The sequence below is a fragment of the Mycobacterium sp. genome, from assembly GCF_032162605.1.
Lineage (GTDB): Bacteria > Actinomycetota > Actinomycetes > Mycobacteriales > Mycobacteriaceae > Mycobacterium.
The window spans coordinates 1-21831 of the sequence record NZ_JAVROT010000092.1 but is presented as its reverse complement, the minus strand read 5'-3'; the positions used below and the strand labels follow the sequence as shown (position 1 = coordinate 21831).

Below are 21831 nucleotides of genomic sequence, written 5' to 3'. Positions count from 1 at the left end.
ATCGACGACATCATCGTCTTCCACCAGCTGACCAAGGACGAGATCATCCGCATGGTCGATCTGATGATCGACCGGGTTGGCAATCAGCTCAGGGCCAAGGACATGACCATGGAGCTGACGGACAAGGCCAAGTCGCTGCTGGCCAAGCGCGGCTTCGATCCGGTGTTGGGTGCCCGCCCGTTGCGACGGACCATCCAGCGCGAGATCGAGGACGCCCTGTCGGAGAAGATCCTCTTCGACGAGGTCGGCCCCGGCCAGGTGGTCAGCGTCGACGTCGACAACTGGGACGGCGAGGGAGCGGGCGAGGACGCGGTGTTCACGTTCGTCGGCGCGCAACGCCCCGTCGTCGAGGAAGCTCCGGACCTGGCCAAGGCCGGTGCGGCGGGAGCGGCAGGAACCGCGAGCGCCACGGAGTAGCAAAGCGCGCAACGCGCAACAGAATGGGCGGTACCCCTCGCGGGGTGCCGCCCATTCTCTTCGGAAACGGCGCCGCGGGACCGGTCGCTAGGCTCAATGGCTTGCAGTGCTTATGATGCTGCTGTTATCGATGAACGAAGGAATCTGGTGAAAATCCAGAGCGGTCGCGCCACTGTGAAAGTCAGACCCGACGTTCGACACCTGCATACGGGACGCGCACTCCCGAAAGGACACCTGACATGACATCTCCCGAGGCTCGTAAGAGCTCAGTTCCTGCGTTGGACGTATCGGCCGCAAGCGCCGTGGTGTGGCTGAGCGCCACCGCCTTCCTGGCCCTTCTGGTGCTCTACTTCGTGGGCATGGATCAGGGTGCGACCTCGGTCTTCGGCAGCGACACCCACGTGCACGAGTTCATTCACGACGCTCGCCACCTCCTCGGCTTCCCCTGCCACTGACATCCTGGCTGGAGAACAAGAGAAGATGGAAAAGCAGATCATCGGGCGTGGCCTTCTGGCCGGCGCCCTCGCTGGAGTACTCGCCTTCGTGTTCGCCCGGATCTTCGTGGAGCCCGTCATCGAGCGGGCCATCGGCTATGAGGACGGCATCGGCGCCGCGCACGAGGCGATGCACGGGACCGAAGGCCACGACCACGGGATTGAGCTCTTCACCCGTGGTGTCCAGGCGAACGTGGGGATGGGCTTCGGTGTGCTGGCCTTCAGCATCGCGATGGCGGCGCTGTTCGCGGTGGTGTTCGCGGTGACGTACGGCCGGGTTGGCAACCTGTCCGCTCGCGTCCTGTCGCTGCTCGTCGCGGGTGGCATGTTACTCAGCCTCTACGTCGTTCCAGCGCTCAAGTACCCGGCCAACCCTCCGGCGGTGAGCCTCGACGAGACCATCCGTCAACGCACGCTGCTGTACCTGTTGATGGTGGTGCTGTCCGCGGCGTTGTTCGTCGGCGCGATCTATCTCGGTCGCCGTCTGGTCGACAGGCTGGGCTCGTGGAACGCCACCCTGGCCGCCGCCGGCGCCTACATCGTGGCCATCGCGGTCGTGATGCTGGTCCTCCCGACGATCGACGAGACGCCCGGTCCACTGCGTGACGACGCAGGCAACATCGTGTTCGGCGTATTCCCCGCGGACGACCTGTATGAATTCCGGCTGTACTCGCTGGGCACGCAAGTGGTGATGTGGGTGACCATCGGGCTGGTGTTCGCGGCGTTGATCTCAAAGGTGCTTGACGGCAAGCGGAACGCTCTGGGGGCGAGCGTCACTCCTCGGGGCTAGGAGCGAAGCGACTCGGGGGATTGCACCTACGTGAGTGAGATCGTCCGGCTGACCCTCGTGTCGCACGCGATGACGGATGCGACAGCAGCCGGGCGGTTTCCCAGGGACGAGCCGCTCAATGCACTCGGGCAACGACAGGTCGACGCCACCACCGACCTCGGTGCCGTCGACGCCGCCGTGTGTGCACCCGAGAAGCGCGCCAGGCAGACCGCCGAACTTCTAGGCCTGCGGGCCGAGACCGAGCCGCTGCTGGCCGATCTGAACTACGGATCCTGGCGCGGCAACGTACTGGGCGGAGTCGGGCCTGCCGAGCTCACGCTCTGGCTGACCGACCCCGCGCAGGCGCCGCACGGTGGCGAATCGGTGGCGGCTCTGGTCGAACGCGTTCGCGGTTGGCTGGACACGCTCGCCGCCCGTCGCGGCCGTCTGGTGGCCGTGACGCATCCGGCTGTCGTCCGCGCCGCCATCCTGATCGCCCTCGACGCACCGCCGAAGTCGTTCTGGCGCATCGACGTCAGTCCGGTCAGTCGGACCGTGATGCATCTGCGCGGGCAGGCGTGGACGCTGCGCTCCACCGGGCTCACCTGACCTGGATGAGTGCGAACGCCTGCTGGGCGATGGACAGCAGCCATCCCGCTGCCGTCGGGCTGCGATACGTGGGCCAGTTCAGCTGGAAGCTCACCACCCAGGGCTGTCCCGTCCGGTCGACGGCGTACCAGCTGAACGTCAAGTCGCCTGGCAGGTTTCCGCCCTTGGCGCCGATGTAGCCCCACTTCGACTTGTCGAGGTCGATGCCAGGGATGGCGGACAGGATGTCCCTGACCGGTGCCGCGGGTCCCACGGCGACCGACTGCAGCGCGGCATGAACCCGGCAGATGTCTGCCGCAGTGCCGTACCACTCGGCGCCGTACGGCGAGGCCGGGGTGTGGGTGCGGGCCGGATCTGGTTCGTAGTGGCGGGTTTTCGTCTGCTCGATGAGCTGTGCGCGGCCCTGCGGTGATGCGGTCTTCCACTGCTCGCGCAGATCGGGCTCGCCCCAGCCCACCGAGAAGAGCTCGTGCGTGTTCGGGAAGGGCGTCATGCTGGCCGGGTCGTGGTGGCCCGCGTGCGCGAGCGCGCGTTCCACGGCGCCCGGGCCGAGCCGCGCCATCAACAGATCGGTGGCCATGTTGTCGCTCGCCGAGATCATCTGCTGTGCAGCCCTTCTCACCGAGACCTGCGATCCGGGGGGAAGGTCGTCGAGGCCCGCCGAGCCCACGGACTTGGCCTCCTTCGTGATGGTCAGCTGATCGTCCCAACCGACCGTGCCCGCGTTGACCGCATCGGCGATCGCAAGCAGAACGTAGAGCTTGAAGATCGACGCCAGTGGCAGCGCGTCATCGAGATTGCTGCCCGCCACCGTCGTGCACTTGCCGTCGGTGACCTTCGACGCCTGATACGAGTAGCGGGCGCCTGCCTTGGTCAGCACCGCATCGATGTCCGACCACTGCTTGATCACCGGCTTCCGCAGCGTGACCTCGAAGCGGTCGACCAGCCCGGCGTCGTTGGTGCGCAGCTCGATGTCCTGGCCGACGCCGTAGGACGTCAGAAGGTGCAGGGTCGCTTGTCCCGCGCCGACGTCGATGCCGGAGACGGTGAAGGGACGGTCCCACCACATTCTGTCCATGGTGAACGCCACGTCGTCGACCTTCGTGGGAATGGCCAGCGTGGCCACTCCGACGGTGCCGATGGGCCAGTTGGAGTTCAGCATGTCGACGGTCTGCTTGGCGCGCAGACCCTGTGGGGTGTTGGTGTCGATGTGAGCGCCGTAGGCGGCCTCGGCCGGCGCGGCCGGGCCGGTATGGGCGCATCCGCAAGCCAGGGCGACGACGAGGGTGACCGCGATCCCTGCCGCCCGTCGTCCCACCCGGCTATGCCTTCGTGCCGGTCCCCGCAACATCGACCAACCCCAAGTCGCTACGCTCCTGCCCGCCGGCGATCCCCAAGTCGCTACGCTCCTGCCCGCTGAACGTCCAACACGACCTCGAACTCGAGAAGTGAGGCACCCGAGGCCACCGGATTCGCGCGCTGGCCCGCGTGTGCTTCGACCGCCGGGCCGCTGGCCCAGGCCTGGAACGCCTCGTCGGACTCCCACTGCGTCACCACGAAGTAACGGCTCTCGCCCTTGACCGGGCGTAGCAGCTGAAACCCAAGGAAGCCCGGCTGGTTGTCGACGGCGTGTGCACGGTTGGCGAACCGCTTCTCCAACTCGGGGCCTGCGTCGGGTGGAACCTCGATGGCGTTGATCTTTACGACGGACATGGGCCCAAGGTTACCGTCCCGTTATCTTCGACCGCCTCCCGCTGCTGCAAGATGTCGGGCATGCGTACCCCATTGCTGACGAGCCGCGGAGGCGAAGGCGAGCCCATCGTGCTGGTACACGGGCTGATGGGGCGCGGCACCACGTGGTCCAGGCAGACGCCGTGGCTGGCCGGGCTGGGAGAGGTGTACACCTACGACGCGCCGTGGCACCGCGGGAGGGACGTCGAAGACCCGCATCCGGTGAGCACCGAGCGGTTCGTCGCCGATCTCGCCGACGCCGTCGCCGAACTCGGGCGGCCCGCGACGTTGATCGGACATTCGATGGGGGGCCTGCACTCGTGGTGTCTCGCCGCGACACGACCCGACCTGGTGACCGCACTCGTCGTCGAGGACATGGCGCCCGACTTCCTGGGGCGCACGACGGGTCCATGGGAGCCGTGGATCCACGCGCTACCGACCGAATTCGCCGCCGAGCAAGAGATTTTCGACGAGTTCGGACCCGTGGCCGGGCGCTACTTCCTCGAGGCCTTCGACCGCACGGAGACGGGTTGGCGGTTGCACGGTCACACCGCGCGCTGGGTGGAGATCGCCGCCGAATGGGGGACCCGCGAGTACTGGCGGCAGTGGCGCGGTGTCCGGGCGCCCGCCCTGCTGATCGAAGCGGGCAACGGCGTCACCCCGCCCGGGCAGATGAGGCGGATGGGCGAAACGGGCCACCGGGCCACGTATCTGCACGTGCCCGGCGCCGGTCACCTCGTTCACGACGACGCCACTGCCGACTACCGCGACGCGGTGGAGCGGTTCCTAACGACGTTCTCCCGTCACGCCTGAAGCAGGCCACGAGGGATTGCGTTCGAAGCGGGTGCGGGCGGCCTCGACGTCGTGCCACACGCGGTAGTAGTCGCGATCGCCGTATTCCTTCAGCAGGCTGGCATGCACTGCGTCGTTGCGGTGGGTGCTCCAGCTCAGCAGGGCGGCGATGGCGAATGGAGAGGACAGGACGAGGAAGGCGAGTATCACGTTCATGGCAGCAATTGTTCGCGCGGAGATATTCCGCCAACAGTGGCAGGACTGTCCCGGTGCGTTAAGATACTGCCATGATTGAGACTGTGTCCGTGCTGGTGCTGGACGGGGTGGCGCCCTTCGAGTTCGGCGTCATCTGCGAGGTCTTCGGCATCGACCGCACCGCCGAAGGCGTGCCCAACTTCGAGTTCAAGATCTGCGGCCCGGAGCCGGGTAGGCCACTCCGCATGACGGTCGGCGCATCCCTGATCCCCGATCATGGGTTCGACGCCCTCGTCGGTGCAGACCTCGTGGCCATTCCGGCCATCGCGGGGCCCGACTACCCCCGGGCGGCGCTCGACGCGGTCCGCGCAGCCGCCGAATCGGGATCGATCATCCTGACCGTCTGCTCCGGTGCGTTCGTGGTCGGTGCGGCCGGGCTCCTGGACGGACGCAAGTGCACCACCCACTGGATGCATGCCGACGCACTGGCGGCGCTGTATCCCACGGCGGAGGTCGACCGCAACGTCCTGTTCGTCGACGACGGCAACCTCATCACCAGCGCAGGCACGGCCGCGGGAATCGACGCCTGCCTGCACCTGGTGCGACGCGAACTCGGCAGCGAGGTAACCAACACCATCGCCCGCCGGATGGTCGTGCCGCCCCAGCGTGACGGCGGCCAGCGCCAGTACATCGACCAACCGATTCCGGTCCGATGCTCGGAAGGGTTTGCGCCACATCTGGATTGGATTCTAGTCAACCTGGACCAGCCGCACACGGTCGCGACCCTCGCGAAGCGCGCCAGCATGTCGGCACGGACCTTCGCGCGCAGGTTCGTCGACGAGACCGGGCGTACGCCGATGCAGTGGGTCACCGATCAGCGCGTGCTCTATGCCAGGCGGTTGCTCGAGGAGACCGATCTCGACATCGATCGTGTGGCCGACAGGTCGGGTTTCGGCACCGCCACGTTGTTGCGGCACCACTTCCGTCGGGTCATCGGCGTCACACCGTCGGATTACCGCCGCAGGTTCTCCTGCGATGATTCCGGTTGCGCGGCAACGGCTTAGTCAGGCTCTGCAGCGTCGCGATCAAGGGGCGTAGAGGCACCAGTGGCCGGGAACGCCCTTGAGCTCGTGCTCGCCGCGGTCGGTGAACGTCCGGTGCGAGCCAGTCACTATCTCGCGCACCGTCGACGACACCAGTACTTCGCCAGGGCCTGCCAGTGCCGCGACCCTCGCGCCGATGTGCACCGCCATGCCCGCGATGTCCTGGCCGCGCACTTCGACCTCACCCGCATGAATGCCGACCCGCACCTCGAGGCCGAGCGTCCGGACCGCGTCGACGACCTGCTCGGCACAGTCCAGCGCGACACTGGGGCTGCTGAACGTCGCGACGAAACCGTCACCGGCCGTGTTGACTTCGCGACCGCCGAAGCGCCGCAACGCTCGGCGCACCAGGTTGTCGTGGCTGTCGAGCAGATCGCGCCAGTGGTCGTCACCGAGCGCGGCGGCCCGCTGCGTCGATCCGACGATGTCGGTGAACACGATCGTCGTGAGCACGCGTTCGGCGTCCGAGCCGCCTCGCGACCCGGTGATGAACTCCTCGATCTCGGCGAGAATGGGCATCGTGTCGCCGACCCAGTACAGGGTGTCCGCGCCGGGTAGCTCGACGTAGCGGGCGTCCGCGATGTGCTTGGCGAGATACCGGCCGTGTTCCACCCCGACGAACGTGGAGTCCTTGCGATGCATGATCAGGGTTGGTGAGGTGACGAGGGGAAGCCTGTCCCGCGCATCGGCGTCGACGAGCGCCTGGCTGGATCTGCGGGCCATGCTCGGGGAGGCGGCGCGGTTGCCCGCGGCGTCCCACCACGTCCGGAACGCCTGGTCGTGGGCAACCGATGGGGCCATCACCCCGAGCACGTCGACGCCCAGCTCGACGGCGTCGGGCTCCATCGCCACCGAGGTGAACGGAGTGGCGGCGCGGGGGTGGGTTCCGGCCTCGTAGTCGGGGGCCCACAGCACTCGGGCAGATCCGTTGATCAGCACCAGGTTGGCCACCCGTTCGGGACGGTCGGCCGCCAGGAAGAGCGCGCTCATCGCGGTGAATCCCGACGCGAAGATCGTGGCACTCTCGCAGCCGACGGCGTCCATGACCGCGAGCGCATCCTCGGCCCAGCACGCCGGGGTGATCTTGTCCGCGCCGATGCGAGACGACATTCCCATGCCGCGATGATCGAACCGAATCACCCGGCAGAACGACGACAGGCGCCGGTAGAACCGGTACATCGACGGCTCGGAGTCGATCGAGTCGATCGGCACGAAGGGTCCTGGCATGGCGACCAGGTCCACCGGTCCGTCGCCGATCACCTGGTAGGCGATGTCCAGATCGCCCCGCGACGCGTACCGGGTCCGCGGAGCCCGCGAAACGGGTACGGCCACGCTCCCAGGCTAGTTCACCTGGGCGTTCGGCGGCCCGGATTCCACCGCGCCGCCCCCGCCCTCGCCGGCAAGCGCGAACAGGCCGTCGGGGGTCTGCTCGACCAGACCGTCGGTCAGCAACGAGCCGAGCGCCCGATCGCGTTGTGCGGTGTCCGACAGCCAGGCCACGTCCAACTGCGCCCTGTCGACCGGAGCATCGTTGGCGCGCAACACATCCAACAACCGTCCGCGAACCTGGCGATCGGTGCCCGCGTAGCGCTGGACCCGGCGGGCGGGCTCAGCCGACGGCGGGAAGCCTGCCGACCGCCACGCGCAGACACTCAACGGACACAGTCCACAGTGGGGTGAACGAGCCGTGCACACGGTCGCGCCGAGTTCCATCAACGCCGCCGAAAAGCGTGGTGCGCGTGAGTCATTGGGCATCAGCGCGTCGACGTCGGCGAGATCGCGGACGCTGGAAGGCGAGTCCGCCCTCCCATGCACGGCCCTGGCGACGACCCGCCGGACGTTGGTGTCGACGACGGGCACCCGCTTGCCATAGGCGAAACACGCGATCGCCCGTGCCGTGTACGTGCCTACGCCAGGCAGTGCGAGCAAAGCGTCCACGTCGTCGGGCACCACGTCGCCGTGCTCGGCCGCGATCGCCGTCGCGCACTCGTGCAACCGCTTTGCCCGGCGTGGGTAGCCGAGCTTCCCCCATGCGCGCAACACGTCGGCGGCGCTTGCCGCGGCGGTGGCGGATGGCGTCGGCCACCGGGCCACCCAGTCGCGCCAGATCGGCTCGACCCTGGCGACGGGCGTCTGCTGCAACATGAACTCGCTGACCAGGATCTGCCACGGCGACACCCCGGCCCGCCGCCACGGCAGGTCACGCTGGGCGGCCTCGTACCACCGGAGCAGCTCGTTCGCGTCGACCGTCACGGACTACTCCAGGCAGAATGTGCCCATGCCACACACGAGCCCGGTAACCGCATGGAAGGCACTACGGGAGGGTAACGACCGATTCGTCGCAGGAACGCCCGCGCATCCAAGTCAGAGCATCCAATATCGGGCCAGCCTGGCCGAGGGGCAGAAGCCCACCGCGGTGGTGTTCGGCTGCGCCGACAGCCGGGTGGCGGCCGAGATCATCTTCGATCAGGGGCTCGGCAACATGTTCGTCGTGCGGACCGCCGGTCACGTGCTGGATTCCGCAGTGCTCGGTTCCATCGAGTACGCGGTCACGGTGCTTCACGTGCCTCTCGTCGTGGTGCTGGGACACGACAACTGCGGGGCGGTCAAGGCAACCCTGGCCGCGCTCGACGAGGGCGTCGTGCCGGGCGGCTACGTGCTCGACATCGTCGAACGCGTCACGCCGTCGATCTTGCTCGGCCGGAAGGAAGGGCTGACCCGTGTCGACGAATTCGAAGCCAGGCACGTCACGGAAACCGCCAAACAGCTGGTCGGCCGCTCGAGGGCCGTCGCCGATGGGATCGACTCCGGCACGCTGGCGATCGCGGGCGTGACCTATCAATTGGCCGACGGGCAGGTGGTCCTGCGCGATTCCGTCGGCGATATCGGCGCAGGCTGACGCGCGACACGCCGAGCGAGGTCGGACGCCATGGCGTGACCTGCCCTTACCGTGGTATTCGTGCTGGAAACCGAACCGCTTGGCCCGTTGCCGCCGGAGATCTACCGGCGCAGGCGGTTTCTCGCGCTAGGAGTCGGGGCGCTAGTCCTCGTCATCGTGATCGTCATCGCCATCGTGGTCTTCACCAACAGCACCGGCGGAGAAGCCCCGGCTCAGCAGGCCGCCACGTCCAGCGCCGCCCCTACCCCGCTTCCCGGTGAGAACCCCGAGGTCAAGACCCCCATTCTGCCGCCTGCCCAGCAGGCCCCGCCGCCGACTCCGACACCCGTCTCGGCTGTCGTCCCGCCTCCGGTCCTCAAGGAGGGCGATGACTGCCCCGACTCCACGTTGGCGGTCAAGGGCGTCACGAGCCAGCCCGACTACGTGGTCGGCGACCAGCCGAAGTTCACGATGGTCGTCACCAACATCGGTCTGGTGGCGTGCAAGCGTGACGTCGGCGCCGCCGTGCTGGCGGCCTACGTCTACGGCCTCGACAACAACCGCCTGTGGTCCAACCTCGACTGCGCACCGTCCAACGAGACGCTCGTCAAGACATTCAACCCGGGTGAGCAGGTGACCACGGAGGTCACCTGGACCGGAATGGGATCGGCGGCGAACTGCCCGCTGCCACGTCAGCCGATCGGTCCGGGCACCTACAACTTGGTGGTGCAATTGGGCAACCTGCGTTCGACGACGGTGCCGTTCGTCCTTGCCGAACCGGCTGCACCCGCGCCGGGCGATGCTCCGCCGGCCGGGGATGCTCCGCCGCCCGCGGCGGCGACGCCTGCGCCCGCACCTGCGGGCTGATCTGGGGAGCAGCCTGTCAAGTGAGCAGGTTGAAGCGGCGGCCACCACCGTCGTAGTCGCCGCCGCTTCGTTGACCGGATGAATCCTCGGTGGCATCGAGCGTGATCAGTTGCGGACCAACATGATTGTCCATAGCCCTTTCGCGGGTCACTCCCAGACGCTTGCCCCGCCACCGCGAGGATGTCATCCGGACAGTTGTGGGGACTGCTGTCCCGATTTGCCGACGTCGTCGGCACCACCGAGGCCGATGACGCCGCCGCCAACCGTGATTCACGGAACCTTTGCTAAACCTTCACCAACTCGTACGGTTTCGGACGTGGCTCTTTCCACGGCTGGGGTCAGAATGTCCACCTCGTGAGGGGCATCCTTTCAGTTCGGCCTGGGCCAACAATCGCGTCAGCGGTGATGGGTCGCCTGAGGATGGACCACCACGTGGAGGGTTCTCACGGTGCGCTCAGGCCAGCTGGTCGGCGATCGTCGACTCGGCGAGCTGGGATAGGCCCTCACGGATGTGGCGGGCCCACATCGACCCGATGCCGTCCACGGACTGCAGATCGTTGGCGCTCGCAGCCAGCACTCCCTGCAGTGAGCCGAACGACCGGACCAGCAGATCGACGTGCGCGAACTGCAACCGCGGAATTCCCGCCATCGCGCGGTATCCCCGTGAGCTCATCGCCGAGTCCTGGGCCTCGAGCGTCGACGGGTAGCCGAAGACCCTCGCCAGCGCGGTGAAGTCGAGGAGCTCGTTGTCACTGAGGGTGTCGAGCTCGTCCAACGTCGCGGTCACCTGCGCGGTCGATGGCGGATCCGGGTTGGCGTGGTAGTCGCGTGCGATCAACTCGCGGGCCGTGTCGTTGTCACCGACCAGTTCCTCGAGCTGCAGTTTGAGCTGGCGCCCGTTGGTGCCGAGTTCTACGACGTCCGCGTCGATCTCGAGGCTGATGCGACGCACCATCTCCAGCCGCTGCGCCACGGTCATGACGTCCCGCAGTGTTACGAAGTCCTCGATCTCGGCCGTCGAGAGCTGCCGGTTGACCTCGTCGAGGCGCGCCTTGTAGCGCTCCAACGTGGCGATGGTCTGGTTGGCACGCGACAGGATGGTCGCGGAATCGGGCACGACGTGCCGCTCGCCTGCGACGTACACGGTGACGATGCTCATCGAATGGCTCACGGACACCACCGGATAACCGGTCTGCACCGCCGTGCGCTCTGCAGACCTGTGGCGAGTGCCCGATTCGTCGGTGGGGATCGACGGGTCGGGTACGAGCTGGACGTTGGCACGCAGGATGCGGGTGCCGTCGCTGGACAGCACCACGGCGCCGTCCATCTTGGACAGCTCGCGCAGCCGCGTCGGCGCGTAGGCGACGTCCAGCGCGAATCCGCCGTCACAGATGGCCTCGACCGTGTCGTCGTAGCCGAGCACGATCAGGGCGCCGGTGCGACCACGCAGAATGCGCTCAAGCCCGTCGCGAAGGGCGGTTCCCGGCGCCAGCTGTCCCAGGGTCTCCCGCAGCGTCGGGCGAGCGAGTTGTACGACGTTGCCGCGCCCTGTTCTGGCAGCCTTCACGGCCATCACCCCTTCTTGGTCTGGCCGCCATTGTCTCTTACATTTCAGCGATGGTCCTGAGCACCTGCAATGCCCCCGAGATGTTGTCGGCGGACATCACGCTCAGACCGGTGGGCGCGTCCTTCACGCCTGGCGGTACGACGGCGCAGGTGAAGCCCAGCCGGGCCGCCTCGGCGAGGCGGCGGTCCATGCCGGTCACCCTGCGGAGGTCGCCTGCCAAACCGACCTCGCCTATCGCCACCACGGTGGTGGGCATCGCGATGTCGGCGTAGGCCGACGCGATTGCCAGCGCGACCGCGAGATCCGACGACGGATCGGTGAGTCGCATGCCGCCGACCGTCGACAGGTAGATGTCGTTCTGCCCGACGTTGAGGTGCGCCCGCTTCTCGAGTACCGCGGTGATCATCGCCGCTCGGGCCGAGTCGATGCCGCTGACTGCCCGGCGCGGATTCGACGCGGTGGCCGAGCCGATGAGCGCCTGCACCTCACCGATGAGTGGTCGCTTGCCGTCGAGGGTTACCGTCACCGCGGTGCCGGAGACGGGTTGTGGCCGCTGGTCCAGGAACAAACCCGATGGATCGGCGACGCATTCGATTCCGTTGTCGTGCAACAGGAAACAGCCGACCTCGTCGGCGGCGCCGAAACGGTTCTTCACTCCGCGCACCATCCGGAGGGCTGAGGAGCGGTCACCCTCGAAGTGCAGGACGACGTCGACGAGGTGCTCAAGGGACCGTGGCCCGGCGATCGCGCCGTCCTTGGTCACGTGCCCGACGAGGATGATCGCGACGCCGGTGGTCTTCGCGGCCGTCGTCAACGCCGTGGTGACCGCGCGCACCTGGGTGACGCCACCGGTTACGCCGTCAGCTTCCGTGGTCGACATGGTCTGCACCGAGTCGACGACGATGAGCGACGGGCGCACCTGTTCGATGTGGCCGAGCGCGGTCTGCAGATCGGACTCGGCTGCGAGGAACACCTCGTCGTGACTGCAGCCGGTGCGCTCCGCGCGCATCCGGATCTGACCCGCAGATTCCTCACCGGAGAGGTACAGGGCGCGGCGGCCGGATTGCGCCCAACGGTGCGCGACCTCGAGCAGCAGCGTCGACTTGCCGACTCCGGGATCGCCGGCCAGAAGTGTCACCGAGCCGGGGACGAGGCCGCCGCCGAGCACCCGGTCGAGCTCACTGACGCCGGTGTGGAAGTGTCGCGTCGAGCCGGGGTCGATCGAGCTGATGGGGACCGCTGGCGACGCGGGCGCGATGGCCCTGCCCAGGGGCGAGCCAGGAGCCGAACCCGTTACCGGCGTCAGGACAGCGACCTCGTCCACCGTGCCCCAGCTACCGCAATCCGGACACCGTCCGACCCACTTCGCGGTGACGTGGTGGCACTCCGAGCAGCGATGCTGCGCACGCACCTTCGAACCAGCCTTCGTCACGTGCTGACGGTATCCGCCAGCACCGACAGAAGCGTGACGACGGGGCGCTAGTGCCCGGCCGTGTCGGCTTCGCCGCCAGCCTCGACCGCGGCCCCGCGACGGGGGGACTCACCCGCGGAGATCGGCACCACGACCTCCTTCTGGCCCGACCGCTCGAACGTGAACGTGAACGGGTAGTTGAGCCCGTTGCTGATCGGCTGAGTGAGCGCCACGGTGGCCTCTGCGGTATCGGCTCCTTCGGTGGCGTCGAGCGCACTGGGCGTGCCGTCAGGCGTCCCGACGATCAGGGTTCCGCCTGCGGGCACCCGGAGGTCGCCGGTGAGGTTGACCGTGCCGATGTTCGACGTGACGGACACCAGCCGGTCGGGCTTCTCGACCGATTCGTTCACGGCGACGAAGAGCAGTTCGGCATCACTGCCCGGCCGCACGTAGTCACCGGACTGGGGAGCGCGCACGTGCAGATTGCGCAGCGCGACGCCGGTGGTGGGGTCGCCGACCCATGCCAAGGTGCCGTTGACGGCGGGCTGCTGGCTGGCGGTCTGGGCGATCTGGCCCGCGCTGCAGCCGGACAGGGCGATGACGGCGGATAGACCGCAAGCGGCCAGTGCGGCTGCGGAAGTCCGCGATTCGAAGAGCGTCACTCGAGCCTCCTGCTGGGCGACGAAACGACCGTGACGGGCGTCCCGTGTGTCGACTATGCAGAGTAGTAGGTAGCGGAGGGACGCGGAAGCCGAGGGCGGGCGGGTGGCCCGTCATCGCAGCGATCGTCGGCCGGGCCTCGCCGTGGGAGGGGTCCGCGCGAAGTCACGGGGGCCACCGGCACGCGCCCGAACGGGTCGTCGGATCGGTTGACCGGGGTTTGCCGAAACACGTACGCGTTGCACGGATTCGCCACCCTGTCAACCCCCACTCTTCACCTACTGTGCCCCTGACCTGCACCGTTGCGCAACGTGTGTCCAACTCGCGTGCTAACATTGGGTTGTGAAAGGGGCTCGAATCTGATGATTTTCAAGGTCGGAGACACCGTTGTCTATCCACATCACGGTGCTGCGTTGATCGAGGCGATCGAAACCCGGACCATCAAGGGCGAGGCGAAGGAGTATCTCGTCCTGAAGGTCGCTCAGGGCGATCTCACCGTTCGAGTTCCCGCAGACAACGCCGAGTATGTCGGCGTTCGCGACGTGGTGGGCCAGGAGGGTCTCGACAAGGTCTTCCAGGTGCTGCGCGCCCCGCATACCGAGGAGCCGACCAACTGGTCGCGTCGCTACAAGGCGAACCTCGAGAAGCTGGCCTCCGGTGACGTGAACAAGGTGGCCGAGGTCGTCCGCGACCTCTGGCGTCGTGACCAGGAACGCGGGCTGTCCGCAGGCGAGAAGCGCATGCTGGCCAAGGCGCGGCAGATTCTCGTTGGTGAACTCGCCTTGGCTGAGAACACCAACGAAGAGAAGGCCATGATCATCCTCGACGAGGTTCTGGCCGCCGCTTCCTGACATTTCAGGCGCTCTAGACATGGTGCCGAGGATCGGTCTTGGCACCGACGTACATCCCATCGAGGTGGGGCGGCCGTGCTGGCTGCTGTGCCTGCCCTTCGACGACGCCGACGGTTGTGCGGGACATTCCGACGGCGACGTCGCCGCGCACGCCCTGTGTGACGCTCTGCTCAGTGCGGCGGGTCTCGGCGATGTCGGCAGCGTGTTCGGCACCGAGCGTGACGAATGGCGGGGTGTCAGCGGTGCGGACATGTTGCGCCATGTGCACGAACTGCTGTCCGCGGAGGGCTTCCGAGTGGGCAATGCAGCCGTTCAGGTCATCGGCAACAGGCCCAAGGTCGGTCCTCGTCGCGTCGAGGCGCAACAACTGCTCTCCGAACTTCTAAGCGCGCCGGTGTCGGTATCGGCGACCACTACCGACGGCCTCGGGCTGACCGGTCGTGGAGAAGGCCTGGCGGCCATTGCGACCGCTTTGGTGATCGGTGTTGGCGATTGAGGTCGAACGGGCCGGTAAGCTGGCCCGTTGTGACCGAACACGCCGGGCTGCGACTGCACGACACCATGACGGGTGTCGTGCGTGACTTCACCCCGCTGCGCGACGGGCACGCGTCGATCTACCTCTGTGGCGCCACCGTTCAAGGCCTTCCGCACATCGGGCACGTCCGCAGCGGAGTGGCCTTCGACGTCCTGCGTCGTTGGTTGACGGCGAAGGGCTTCGACGTCGCCTTCATCCGCAACGTCACCGACATCGACGACAAGATCCTCAACAAGGCCGCCGATGCCGGTCGACCGTGGTGGGAGTGGGCAGCCACTTTCGAGAGGGCGTTCACCGCGGCGTACGACGCGCTCGGCGTCCTTCCCCCGTCGGCCGAACCGCGCGCCACCGGTCACGTCACCCAGATGATCGAGCTCATCGAACGCTTGCTCGCGGCGGGACATGCCTACTCCGGTGGCGGCGACGTCTACTTCGACGTCCTGAGTTATCCCGACTACGGCCGGCTGTCCGGGCACCGGATCGACGACGTGCATCAGGGTGAGGGCGTCGCGACCGGCAAGCGCGACCCCCGCGACTTCACCCTCTGGAAGGGTGCCAAGCCCGGGGAGCCGTCGTGGCCAACGCCGTGGGGTCCCGGCAGGCCCGGCTGGCACACCGAATGCGTCGCGATGTGCGAGACGTACCTGGGCCAGGCGTTCGACATCCACGCGGGCGGGATGGACCTCGTCTTCCCCCACCACGAGAACGAGATCGCCCAGGCGCGGGCGGCCGGCGACGACTTCGCCAGGTACTGGCTGCACAACGGCTGGGTCACCATGGGTGGCGAGAAGATGAGCAAGTCGCTGGGTAACGTTCTGGCGATTCCCGCCGTGCTGCAACGTGTCCGGGCCGCGGAGCTCCGCTATTACCTCGGCAGTGCGCACTACCGCTCGATGCTGGAGTTCTCCGAGACCGCGCTGCAGGATGCGGTCAAGGCCTACACCGGAGTCGAGGACTTCCTGCACCGCGTCAGCAACCGGGTGGGCACCGTGGTGCCGGGTGAGTGGACCGAGAAGTTCGCCGCCGCCCTCGACGACGACCTCGCGGTACCGACGGCGCTGGCCGAGGTTCATGCCGCACGTGCGGAGGGCAACCGTGCGCTCGACTCTGGCGACCACGACACCGCGATGGTGCATGCACGCTCGATCCGGGCCATGATGGGCATACTCGGCTGCGATCCGCTGGACGAGAGGTGGGAGTCGCGCGACGAGACGTCCGCGGCGCTCGCGGCAATCGACGAACTGGTGCAGTGGGCACTGGCCGGTCGTCAGGAAGCCCGTGAACAACGAAACTGGGCTCAGGCAGACGAGATTCGCGACCGCCTGAAGGCGGCCGGCATCGATGTCACCGACACCGCCGATGGACCGCAATGGACGCTCCTCGACGGAGACGCCAAGTCGGCAAGGGCGACATGAGGACCACGTCGGCGAAGGTCGACCAGGGAGCAGAGTGATGGCAGGCAATTCGCAGCGCCGCGGCGCAGTGCGCAAGGACGGCACCAAGAAGGGGCCGACGGTGGGCTCCGGTGGCGTGCGCCGGCGCGGGCTCGAGGGCAAGGGCGCGACTCCTCCTGCGCACGCACGGCCCCACCACCCGGCTGGCAAGCGGGCCGCGACCGCCGCGCGCAAGCAGCAGGGTCGTCACAAGAAGACCGACGAGACTGAGATCGTGCTTGGCCGCAACCCGGTGCTGGAGTGCCTGCGCGCCGGGGTGCCCGCCACGGCGCTCTACGTCGTGCTCGGAACCGAGTCCGACGAGCGCCTGACCGAGTCCGTGACGCGGGCTGCCGACGCGGGCATCGCCATCATGGAGGTGCAGAAGCACGACCTGGATCGGCTGAGCGCGAACGGCCTGCATCAGGGCGTCGCGCTACAGGTGCCGCCGTACGAGTACGCGCATCCCGACGACCTCCTGCGGGCGGCGACAGCGGATGCGACGCCTGCTCTGCTGGTGGCGCTGGACAACATCTCCGACCCGCGCAACCTCGGTGCGATCGTCCGATCGGTCTCGGCGTTCGGCGGCCACGGCGTGCTGATCCCGCAGCGAAGGTCGGCGTCGGTGACGGCAGTGGCCTGGCGCACCAGCGCGGGCGCCGCAGCGCGGCTGCGGGTCGGGCGCGCCACCAACCTGACCCGAACGCTGCAGAGTTGGAAGAACGAGGGCCTGCACGTGGTGGGTCTGGATGCGAACGGTGACACCCAGCTCGATGAACTCGACTGCAGCGGCCCGATGGTCGTCGTCGTCGGCTCAGAGGGCAAGGGCCTGTCCAGGCTGGTGCGCGAGAACTGCGACGCGATCGTGTCGATCCCGATGGCCGGACCGACCGAGTCGCTCAACGCGTCGGTCGCGGCAGGCGTGGTGCTGGCCGAGGTCGCGCGTCAGAGGCGCTAGGCCCGCGGTCGGCACGGCCGTCGACTTCAGACCCCGAACAATTGGACTCCGGCCCACAGGCCCAGCACGGACACGATTAATGTCACCGGGACGGTGACCAGCCCGACGCGGCTGAACTCCAGAAAACCCGCCGACACGCGTTCGCGTTGAACGACGGAACGCCACAACAGGTTCGACAACGATCCCGGGTAGGTCAGGTTGGGACCGACGTTCACGCCGATCAACACCGCCAGCACCGCAGCAGGCCCCATGGCGGTGACCAGGGGCAGCAGCACCAGCACCGCGGGCAGATTGTTGACGACGTTGGACAGCAGCGCTGCGGCGACCGCGATGCCAAGCAGCGCAGGCAACGTGGTCCCGCTCGGCAGCACGTGGCGCATCGCGTCGTCGAGCCCGTGCCGCATCACCGCGGTCACCACCACGCCGAGGCACAGCACGAAGGCGAGGAACGGCACGTTGGCGGACACCGCGATCCCGGTCAGCGTGGTGCGGCGCCGGAGAAGTCCGCGCACCCCGAGCACCACGGCGCCCGCCAGAGCCGCCCAGGCGGGGGACGCGCCGAAGAACGACGTCACCGCGAATCCGGCCAGCGTCAACCCGAGCACGACGAGCACGAAGACCGGCATCTCCGCGGGGGGCGGGGCCGCGCGGACCGCCGGCGTCCCGGCGAGCTCGCGCCGGAAGCACCAGCGCAACAGCAGGTATTCCGCGGCGATCGCGAGGATCCAAGGCAGGGCCATCACAGCGCTGAAGTGGGCGAAGGTGAGGCCGGCCGCGCCGAAGGCGAGCAGGTTGGTCAGGTTGGACACCGGGAGCAGCAGCGACGCGCTGTTGGCCAGGTGGGCGCTGGCGTAGGCGTGCGGCCGCGACGAAATGCCAAGCGTCCGCGCGGTGGCCAGCACGACGGGGGTCAACAGCACGACGGTGGCGTCCAGACTCAGGACGGCGGTTGTCGTGGCGGCGATGACGAAGACGGTGCCCATCAGCCGCTTCGGTTCGCCGTTGCTTCGACGGGCCATGGCCACCCCGGCGGCGTGGAACAGCCCCTCGTCGTCACATAGCTTCGCCAGCACCAGGACGGCGGCGAGGAACCCGACGACGGGCAGCAGTTCCTTGACCTCGCCGAGGGCGTCGTCGACCGACACGGCACCGATGGCGATCAACAACCCGGCGGCGGGAACCGCTGCGACGGCCTCCGGCCAACCCCGTGGCCGCAACATGGCGAAGGTCAGGACAACGGCCAGCGCCGCCAGCGCCAGCGTCAGATCCACGGGTCAGCGCGTTGCCAGAGCGTCGGAAGATGAAGGGGCACGGCGTCTTCGCGCGCCAGGCGTGTCAGCACCCGCATCGACGCGTCGAGATCGTCACCGGCGTACGGCAGGGCGCGCAGTGGCTCGTGCAGCGGACGGAAGAAGTCGTCCCAGTGGATGAGCACGACGCGGCGCGCACCGACCGCGCGCACCGTCTCGTTCCAGTAGTCGACGACGTAGCGCTCCGGCTGCAGGCCCAGTTGCCCGACGCCGAGGTAGACGACGTCGGCCCGCCGTCCGCTCAGGGCGCCCGGGACGAACCCCGCGCTGCCCACGACGAGTAGCCGCCGGTCCGTCGGCCGGTGGTGAATCAGCGTCGACCACGATTCACCGCACCGGTATGCCGTCGCCTTCACCGGCAGCACGACCGGCGAGGTGATGACGCCGGGAAAGCGGTCCGGCGGGCAGTGGTCGCCGACGATGAGGGTTACGTCGTAGGCTCCCAACGACACTGGGTCGCCCGGTGTGACGACGACGAGCCGGTCGTCGGGCAGTCCCGCGCCGCGGCCGAGGTGCGCGGCCGAGGCGCCGCCCACCAGCTTGGCGCCCGTGCGTTCGGCGACGGTCGCGGAGTCCATCGCATGGTCGAAGTGGGTGTGTACGGGCAGGACGGCGTCGAGGCGCTCGACGCCGAGTCGGGTCAGGCAGCCGTCGATGCGTGGGAGCGACGGGCTGAGTTTGCGCGTGCCGACCGTCAACAGCCTTGGGCGGGAGAAGAACCCGTCCGTCACTAGCGCCGACTCGCCGTCGTCGATCAGCAGCGTGGTGACACCGGCCCACGAGACGGTCAGCGGCGATTGCGTCGTCGCGGCGGGTTGGTCGAAGAAGTCGACGTAGTCGTGCAGGTCGGGCCGCCCGAGCTTCAACCTCATCAGGCGAATGCTCTCAACACGACGCCATCGGCGGTCAGGCGGTCGCGGACGGCACTGGCGATCAACACCGCGCCAGGTGAATCACCATGCACGCAAACAGATTCCACGGCGATGGGGATCACCGATCCGTCCACCGCGTCGACCCTGCCGCGGCCGACCATCGCCGCCACTCGGTCCGCGATGTGGCCGACGTCGTGCAGCACCGCACCGGGTTCGCGTCGCGACACCAGTTGCCCGTCGGGCCGGTAGGCGCGGTCGGCGAACGCCTCTGGCACGGTGCGCAGGCCGAGTTCGTTTGCCGCCGCGAAGAACTCCGAGCCAGCCAGTCCCAGCACCGGCAGGCCGGGGTCGACGGCATGTACGGCCGCCGCGACGGCGTCGGCCTGGCCGCGGTCGGTCACGATCGTGTTGTACAACGCACCATGGGGTTTGACGTAGCCGACACTCGAACCCGCGGCGGAGGCGAGGGCCTGCAGTGCGCCGATCTGATACATCACGTCCGCGGTGAGGTCCTCGGCGTTCATGTCGATGTAGCGGCGGCCGAAGCCTGCGAGATCGCGGTAGCTCACCTGCGCACCGATGCGGACGCCGCGATCCGCCGCGGCCCGACAGGTGCGCGCCAGTCCGGCGGGGTCTCCCGCGTGGAAACCGCACGCGACGTTCGCACTGGTGACGACGTCGAGCATGGCGTCGTCGTCGCCGAGTCGCCACACCCCGAAACCCTCGCCAAGGTCGGCGTTGAGGTCGATGGTCACAGAGGACACGACGGCAAGCCTACGGTGGGCACGGCGGGCGGGAGCGGAGCGACCGGGGGATCAGCACGGGTGGCGTCGACCAGCCGTTCTCCGAGACGAATTCCGCCAGCGGGCGCCCAAGCGTCCACCGGTCGATCTCCAGGGCGGGCCGGTCGGGGAACTCGGGAACCGGGCCGAGGCAGAGGACCGCCACTGACTCTGCGTCGTCGGGCATGCCCAACAGGGCGCCGAGACGATCGGGATCGAAGATCGACACCCACCCCATCCCGAGGCCTTCCGCCCGCGCGGCCAGCCACAGATTCTGGATGGCGCACGACACCGAGGCGAGGTCCATGTGTGGGAGGGTGCGGCGGCCGAAGACGTGACGGGCGCGATCGTCGCCGAGCGCGACCACGAAGAGTTCGGCGCACTCGAGGACGCCCTCCACCTTGAGGCCGAGGAACTCGTCGGCGCGTGGTCCCAGTGCGGCCGCGGTGCGCAGGCGCTCCTCGGAGACCAGGCCGTGGATCTGCCGTCGCAGCGCGTGGTCGGTGATGCGGATGAAGCGCCACGGCTGCATGAGCCCGACGCTGGGCGCGGCATGCGCCGCCTGCAGCAATCGGGTCAGGACGTCTTCGGGCACCACCGCGCCCGGCACGAACCTGCGCATGTCGCGGCGCTCCGCAATGGCCCGGTACACGGCTCGCCGTTCGTCCGCGCTGAACGCGTGCTCATCCACGCGGGCCAGCGTACGTTCGTGGCATGCGCGCCGAGGTGCTGGTCACCGCAACCGAACTCGAGCGGCTGGTCGCCAGTGGTGTGGCCGTGACAATCTTGGACGTCCGCTGGCAGCTGACGCAGCCGGACGGCCGGGCGGCCTACGAGGCGGCCCACGTTCCCGGCGCGGTCTACGTGTCCCTCGAGGACGACCTGACCGACCACGCCGTGACTGGAAGGGGCAGGCACCCGCTGCCGTCCGGGTCCGTCATCGAGGCTGCAGCGCGGCGGTGGGGGATCGGTCCGGGGACCACGGTCGTGGCCTACGACGACTGGAATCGTGCGGGCTCGGCACGCGCCTGGTGGGTGCTGAAGGCGGCGGGTCTGTCCGACGTGCGGATCCTCGACGGCGGTCTGGCCGCCTGGACCGAATCGGGTGGCGGGTTGGAGACCGGCCCGGTCGCTCCCGAACCGGGCGGTGTCGTCGTCTCCCACGACGATCTCTACGCGGGCGGGATGCCGACCATTGACGCCGACGGCGCGGCGGCACTCGGTGCCCGGCTGATCGATGCCCGGGCGCCGGAACGGTTCCGCGGCGACGTCGAACCCGTCGATCCGGTGGCGGGCCACATCCCCGGCGCCCTGAACGTGCCCAGTACCTCGCTCCTGGACGCCGCAGGCGCATTCCGCGCGGACACCGATCTCGCGATGGCCCTTGGCGACGCGGACGGCGCGTACTGCGGGTCGGGTGTCACCGCGTCGGTGGCGGTGGCCGCCCTGGCCGTGCTCGGGGTGGATGCCGCGCTGTTCCCCGGGTCGTGGTCGCAATGGTGTGCCGAACCCCTGCGCCGGGTGGCCACCGGACCCTGACTCGGGGCTCGAGGGGTCGCTTGGCGCAGGACTATAGGGAAATCCCCGATTCGCCGGG

26 protein-coding genes and 1 riboswitch are annotated in these 21831 nt (G+C 68.3%); of the genes, 13 read left to right on the top strand and 13 right to left on the bottom strand.

Features of this window, described 5'->3' with window-relative positions; all coding sequences use genetic code 11:
* The 4 genes from QOI01_RS05545 to QOI01_RS05530 all read left to right on the top strand — a co-directional run.
* A partial coding sequence (locus tag QOI01_RS05545; protein WP_526379183.1) for a ClpB D2-like domain containing protein occupies positions 1-417 on the top strand: 417 nt, incomplete at its 5' end.
* Between the two features lie 96 nt (positions 418-513).
* Positions 514-673: riboswitch (cobalamin riboswitch) on the top strand.
* A complete protein-coding gene (locus tag QOI01_RS05540; protein WP_526379182.1) occupies positions 657-872 on the top strand; it encodes a CbtB domain-containing protein in 216 nt (71 codons plus the stop codon). Its footprint overlaps the riboswitch before it by 17 nt.
* 25 nt (positions 873-897) lie before the next feature.
* Positions 898-1701: a CbtA family protein gene (locus QOI01_RS05535; RefSeq protein ID WP_526379181.1), complete on the top strand. Its 804-nt coding sequence runs from the start codon at positions 898-900 to the stop codon at positions 1699-1701.
* A 30-nt stretch (positions 1702-1731) separates the two neighbouring features.
* The gene (locus tag QOI01_RS05530; protein WP_526379180.1) at positions 1732-2289 is read left to right on the top strand and encodes a histidine phosphatase family protein; all 558 of its coding nucleotides are present in this window, start codon (positions 1732-1734) and stop codon (positions 2287-2289) included.
* Here QOI01_RS05530 and QOI01_RS05525 read toward each other — a convergent pair.
* Both QOI01_RS05525 and mhuD read right to left on the bottom strand, forming a co-directional pair.
* Positions 2282-3640: a serine hydrolase gene (locus tag QOI01_RS05525; RefSeq protein ID WP_526379179.1), complete on the bottom strand. Its 1359-nt coding sequence runs from the start codon at positions 3638-3640 to the stop codon at positions 2282-2284. The genes QOI01_RS05530 and QOI01_RS05525 overlap by 8 nt on opposite strands.
* Positions 3641-3690: 50 nt before the next feature.
* The gene (gene mhuD, locus QOI01_RS05520; RefSeq protein ID WP_526379178.1) at positions 3691-4002 is read right to left on the bottom strand and encodes a mycobilin-forming heme oxygenase MhuD; all 312 of its coding nucleotides are present in this window, start codon (positions 4000-4002) and stop codon (positions 3691-3693) included.
* A gap of 60 nt (positions 4003-4062) precedes the next feature.
* On the opposite strand from mhuD, the gene QOI01_RS05515 reads away from it, so the two are divergent.
* A complete protein-coding gene (locus tag QOI01_RS05515; RefSeq protein WP_526379177.1) occupies positions 4063-4833 on the top strand; it encodes an alpha/beta fold hydrolase in 771 nt (256 codons plus the stop codon).
* Here the strand turns inward: QOI01_RS05515 and QOI01_RS05510 are convergent.
* On the bottom strand, positions 4807-5028 hold the full coding sequence (locus QOI01_RS05510) for a hypothetical protein (protein WP_526379176.1): 222 nt from the start codon (positions 5026-5028) through the stop codon (positions 4807-4809). The two genes, QOI01_RS05515 and QOI01_RS05510, sit on opposite strands and share 27 nt — an antisense overlap.
* Positions 5029-5099: 71 nt before the next feature.
* On the opposite strand from QOI01_RS05510, the gene QOI01_RS05505 reads away from it, so the two are divergent.
* Positions 5100-6071: a GlxA family transcriptional regulator gene (locus tag QOI01_RS05505; RefSeq protein WP_526379175.1), complete on the top strand. Its 972-nt coding sequence runs from the start codon at positions 5100-5102 to the stop codon at positions 6069-6071.
* A 21-nt stretch (positions 6072-6092) separates the two neighbouring features.
* On the opposite strand, the gene lipJ is transcribed toward QOI01_RS05505, so the two are convergent.
* Positions 6093-7442, bottom strand: coding sequence for a bifunctional lipase/adenylate cyclase LipJ (gene lipJ / locus QOI01_RS05500; protein ID WP_526379174.1), 1350 nt, complete (start codon positions 7440-7442; stop codon positions 6093-6095).
* Positions 7443-7451: 9 nt separating this feature from the next.
* A complete protein-coding gene (locus QOI01_RS05495) occupies positions 7452-8363 on the bottom strand; it encodes an iron-sulfur binding domain-containing protein (protein WP_526379173.1) in 912 nt (303 codons plus the stop codon).
* A 25-nt stretch (positions 8364-8388) separates the two neighbouring features.
* Between QOI01_RS05495 and QOI01_RS05490 the strand changes: the two genes are divergently transcribed.
* Positions 8389-9009, top strand: coding sequence for a carbonic anhydrase (locus tag QOI01_RS05490; RefSeq protein ID WP_526379172.1), 621 nt, complete (start codon positions 8389-8391; stop codon positions 9007-9009).
* Positions 9010-9069: 60 nt separating this feature from the next.
* Positions 9070-9855, top strand: coding sequence for a hypothetical protein (locus QOI01_RS05485; protein WP_526379171.1), 786 nt, complete (start codon positions 9070-9072; stop codon positions 9853-9855).
* Between the two features lie 16 nt (positions 9856-9871).
* On the opposite strand, the gene QOI01_RS05480 is transcribed toward QOI01_RS05485, so the two are convergent.
* The 4 genes from QOI01_RS05480 to QOI01_RS05465 form a co-directional block, all read right to left on the bottom strand.
* Positions 9872-10006 (bottom strand): hypothetical protein, encoded by a 135-nt coding sequence (locus QOI01_RS05480; protein ID WP_526379170.1) that lies wholly within the window; start codon positions 10004-10006, stop codon positions 9872-9874.
* Between the two features lie 303 nt (positions 10007-10309).
* Positions 10310-11428: a DNA integrity scanning diadenylate cyclase DisA gene (disA, locus tag QOI01_RS05475; protein ID WP_526379169.1), complete on the bottom strand. Its 1119-nt coding sequence runs from the start codon at positions 11426-11428 to the stop codon at positions 10310-10312.
* A gap of 31 nt (positions 11429-11459) precedes the next feature.
* Complete coding sequence (gene radA / locus QOI01_RS05470) at positions 11460-12854, bottom strand: DNA repair protein RadA (RefSeq protein WP_526379168.1); 1395 nt, start codon at positions 12852-12854, stop codon at positions 11460-11462.
* Between the two features lie 47 nt (positions 12855-12901).
* Positions 12902-13495 (bottom strand): copper chaperone PCu(A)C domain-containing protein, encoded by a 594-nt coding sequence (locus QOI01_RS05465; protein ID WP_526379167.1) that lies wholly within the window; start codon positions 13493-13495, stop codon positions 12902-12904.
* A 360-nt stretch (positions 13496-13855) separates the two neighbouring features.
* On the opposite strand from QOI01_RS05465, the gene carD reads away from it, so the two are divergent.
* Genes carD through rlmB form a run of 4 tightly spaced genes read left to right on the top strand, consistent with a single transcriptional unit; the run spans position 13856 to position 17270 of the window.
* Positions 13856-14344, top strand: coding sequence for an RNA polymerase-binding transcription factor CarD (gene carD / locus QOI01_RS05460; RefSeq protein WP_526379166.1), 489 nt, complete (start codon positions 13856-13858; stop codon positions 14342-14344).
* A 19-nt stretch (positions 14345-14363) separates the two neighbouring features.
* Positions 14364-14840, top strand: a complete 477-nt coding sequence (gene ispF, locus QOI01_RS05455) for a 2-C-methyl-D-erythritol 2,4-cyclodiphosphate synthase (protein WP_526379165.1) — start codon at positions 14364-14366, stop codon at positions 14838-14840.
* 29 nt (positions 14841-14869) lie between these two features.
* On the top strand, positions 14870-16294 hold the full coding sequence (gene cysS, locus QOI01_RS05450) for a cysteine--tRNA ligase (protein WP_526379164.1): 1425 nt from the start codon (positions 14870-14872) through the stop codon (positions 16292-16294).
* 37 nt (positions 16295-16331) lie between these two features.
* Entirely contained in the window at positions 16332-17270 is a 939-nt protein-coding gene (gene rlmB / locus QOI01_RS05445) for a 23S rRNA (guanosine(2251)-2'-O)-methyltransferase RlmB (protein WP_526379163.1), read from the top strand.
* A gap of 26 nt (positions 17271-17296) precedes the next feature.
* Here the strand turns inward: rlmB and QOI01_RS05440 are convergent, their stop codons facing one another.
* Genes QOI01_RS05440 through bluB form a run of 4 tightly spaced genes read right to left on the bottom strand, consistent with a single transcriptional unit; the run spans position 17297 to position 20925 of the window.
* Complete coding sequence (locus QOI01_RS05440) at positions 17297-18535, bottom strand: SLC13 family permease (RefSeq protein ID WP_526379185.1); 1239 nt, start codon at positions 18533-18535, stop codon at positions 17297-17299.
* Positions 18532-19452, bottom strand: a complete 921-nt coding sequence (locus QOI01_RS05435; RefSeq protein ID WP_526379162.1) for an MBL fold metallo-hydrolase — start codon at positions 19450-19452, stop codon at positions 18532-18534. The genes QOI01_RS05440 and QOI01_RS05435 overlap by 4 nt, the downstream gene beginning before the upstream one ends.
* On the bottom strand, positions 19452-20207 hold the full coding sequence (locus QOI01_RS05430) for a LamB/YcsF family protein (RefSeq protein ID WP_526379184.1): 756 nt from the start codon (positions 20205-20207) through the stop codon (positions 19452-19454). The genes QOI01_RS05435 and QOI01_RS05430 overlap by 1 nt, the downstream gene beginning before the upstream one ends.
* 19 nt (positions 20208-20226) lie before the next feature.
* Positions 20227-20925 carry a 5,6-dimethylbenzimidazole synthase gene (bluB, locus tag QOI01_RS05425; protein ID WP_526379161.1) on the bottom strand — a complete coding sequence of 233 codons (699 nt, stop codon included), beginning with the start codon at positions 20923-20925 and terminating at the stop codon, positions 20227-20229.
* Between the two features lie 23 nt (positions 20926-20948).
* Between bluB and QOI01_RS05420 the strand changes: the two genes are divergently transcribed.
* Entirely contained in the window at positions 20949-21773 is an 825-nt protein-coding gene (locus QOI01_RS05420) for a sulfurtransferase (RefSeq protein WP_526379160.1), read from the top strand.
* The last annotated feature ends 58 nt before the right edge of the window (positions 21774-21831 follow it).

Bases quoted from the DNA above. Each gene is read 5' to 3' on its own strand.
- QOI01_RS05540 (WP_526379182.1), top strand. From the start codon at position 657: ATGACATCTCCCGAGGCTCGTAAGAGCTCAGTTCCTGCGTTGGACGTA.
- QOI01_RS05535 (WP_526379181.1), top strand. From the start codon at position 898: ATGGAAAAGCAGATCATCGGGCGTGGCCTTCTGGCCGGCGCCCTCGCT.
- QOI01_RS05525 (WP_526379179.1), bottom strand. From the start codon at position 3,640: ATGTTGCGGGGACCGGCACGAAGGCATAGCCGGGTGGGACGACGGGCG.
- mhuD (WP_526379178.1), bottom strand. From the start codon at position 4,002: ATGTCCGTCGTAAAGATCAACGCCATCGAGGTTCCACCCGACGCAGGC.
- QOI01_RS05515 (WP_526379177.1), top strand. From the start codon at position 4,063: ATGCGTACCCCATTGCTGACGAGCCGCGGAGGCGAAGGCGAGCCCATC.
- QOI01_RS05510 (WP_526379176.1), bottom strand. From the start codon at position 5,028: ATGAACGTGATACTCGCCTTCCTCGTCCTGTCCTCTCCATTCGCCATC.
- QOI01_RS05505 (WP_526379175.1), top strand. From the start codon at position 5,100: ATGATTGAGACTGTGTCCGTGCTGGTGCTGGACGGGGTGGCGCCCTTC.
- QOI01_RS05490 (WP_526379172.1), top strand. From the start codon at position 8,389: ATGCCACACACGAGCCCGGTAACCGCATGGAAGGCACTACGGGAGGGT.
- disA (WP_526379169.1), bottom strand. From the start codon at position 11,428: ATGGCCGTGAAGGCTGCCAGAACAGGGCGCGGCAACGTCGTACAACTC.
- carD (WP_526379166.1), top strand. From the start codon at position 13,856: ATGATTTTCAAGGTCGGAGACACCGTTGTCTATCCACATCACGGTGCT.
- ispF (WP_526379165.1), top strand. From the start codon at position 14,364: ATGGTGCCGAGGATCGGTCTTGGCACCGACGTACATCCCATCGAGGTG.
- rlmB (WP_526379163.1), top strand. From the start codon at position 16,332: ATGGCAGGCAATTCGCAGCGCCGCGGCGCAGTGCGCAAGGACGGCACC.
- QOI01_RS05435 (WP_526379162.1), bottom strand. From the start codon at position 19,452: ATGAGGTTGAAGCTCGGGCGGCCCGACCTGCACGACTACGTCGACTTC.
- QOI01_RS05420 (WP_526379160.1), top strand. From the start codon at position 20,949: ATGCGCGCCGAGGTGCTGGTCACCGCAACCGAACTCGAGCGGCTGGTC.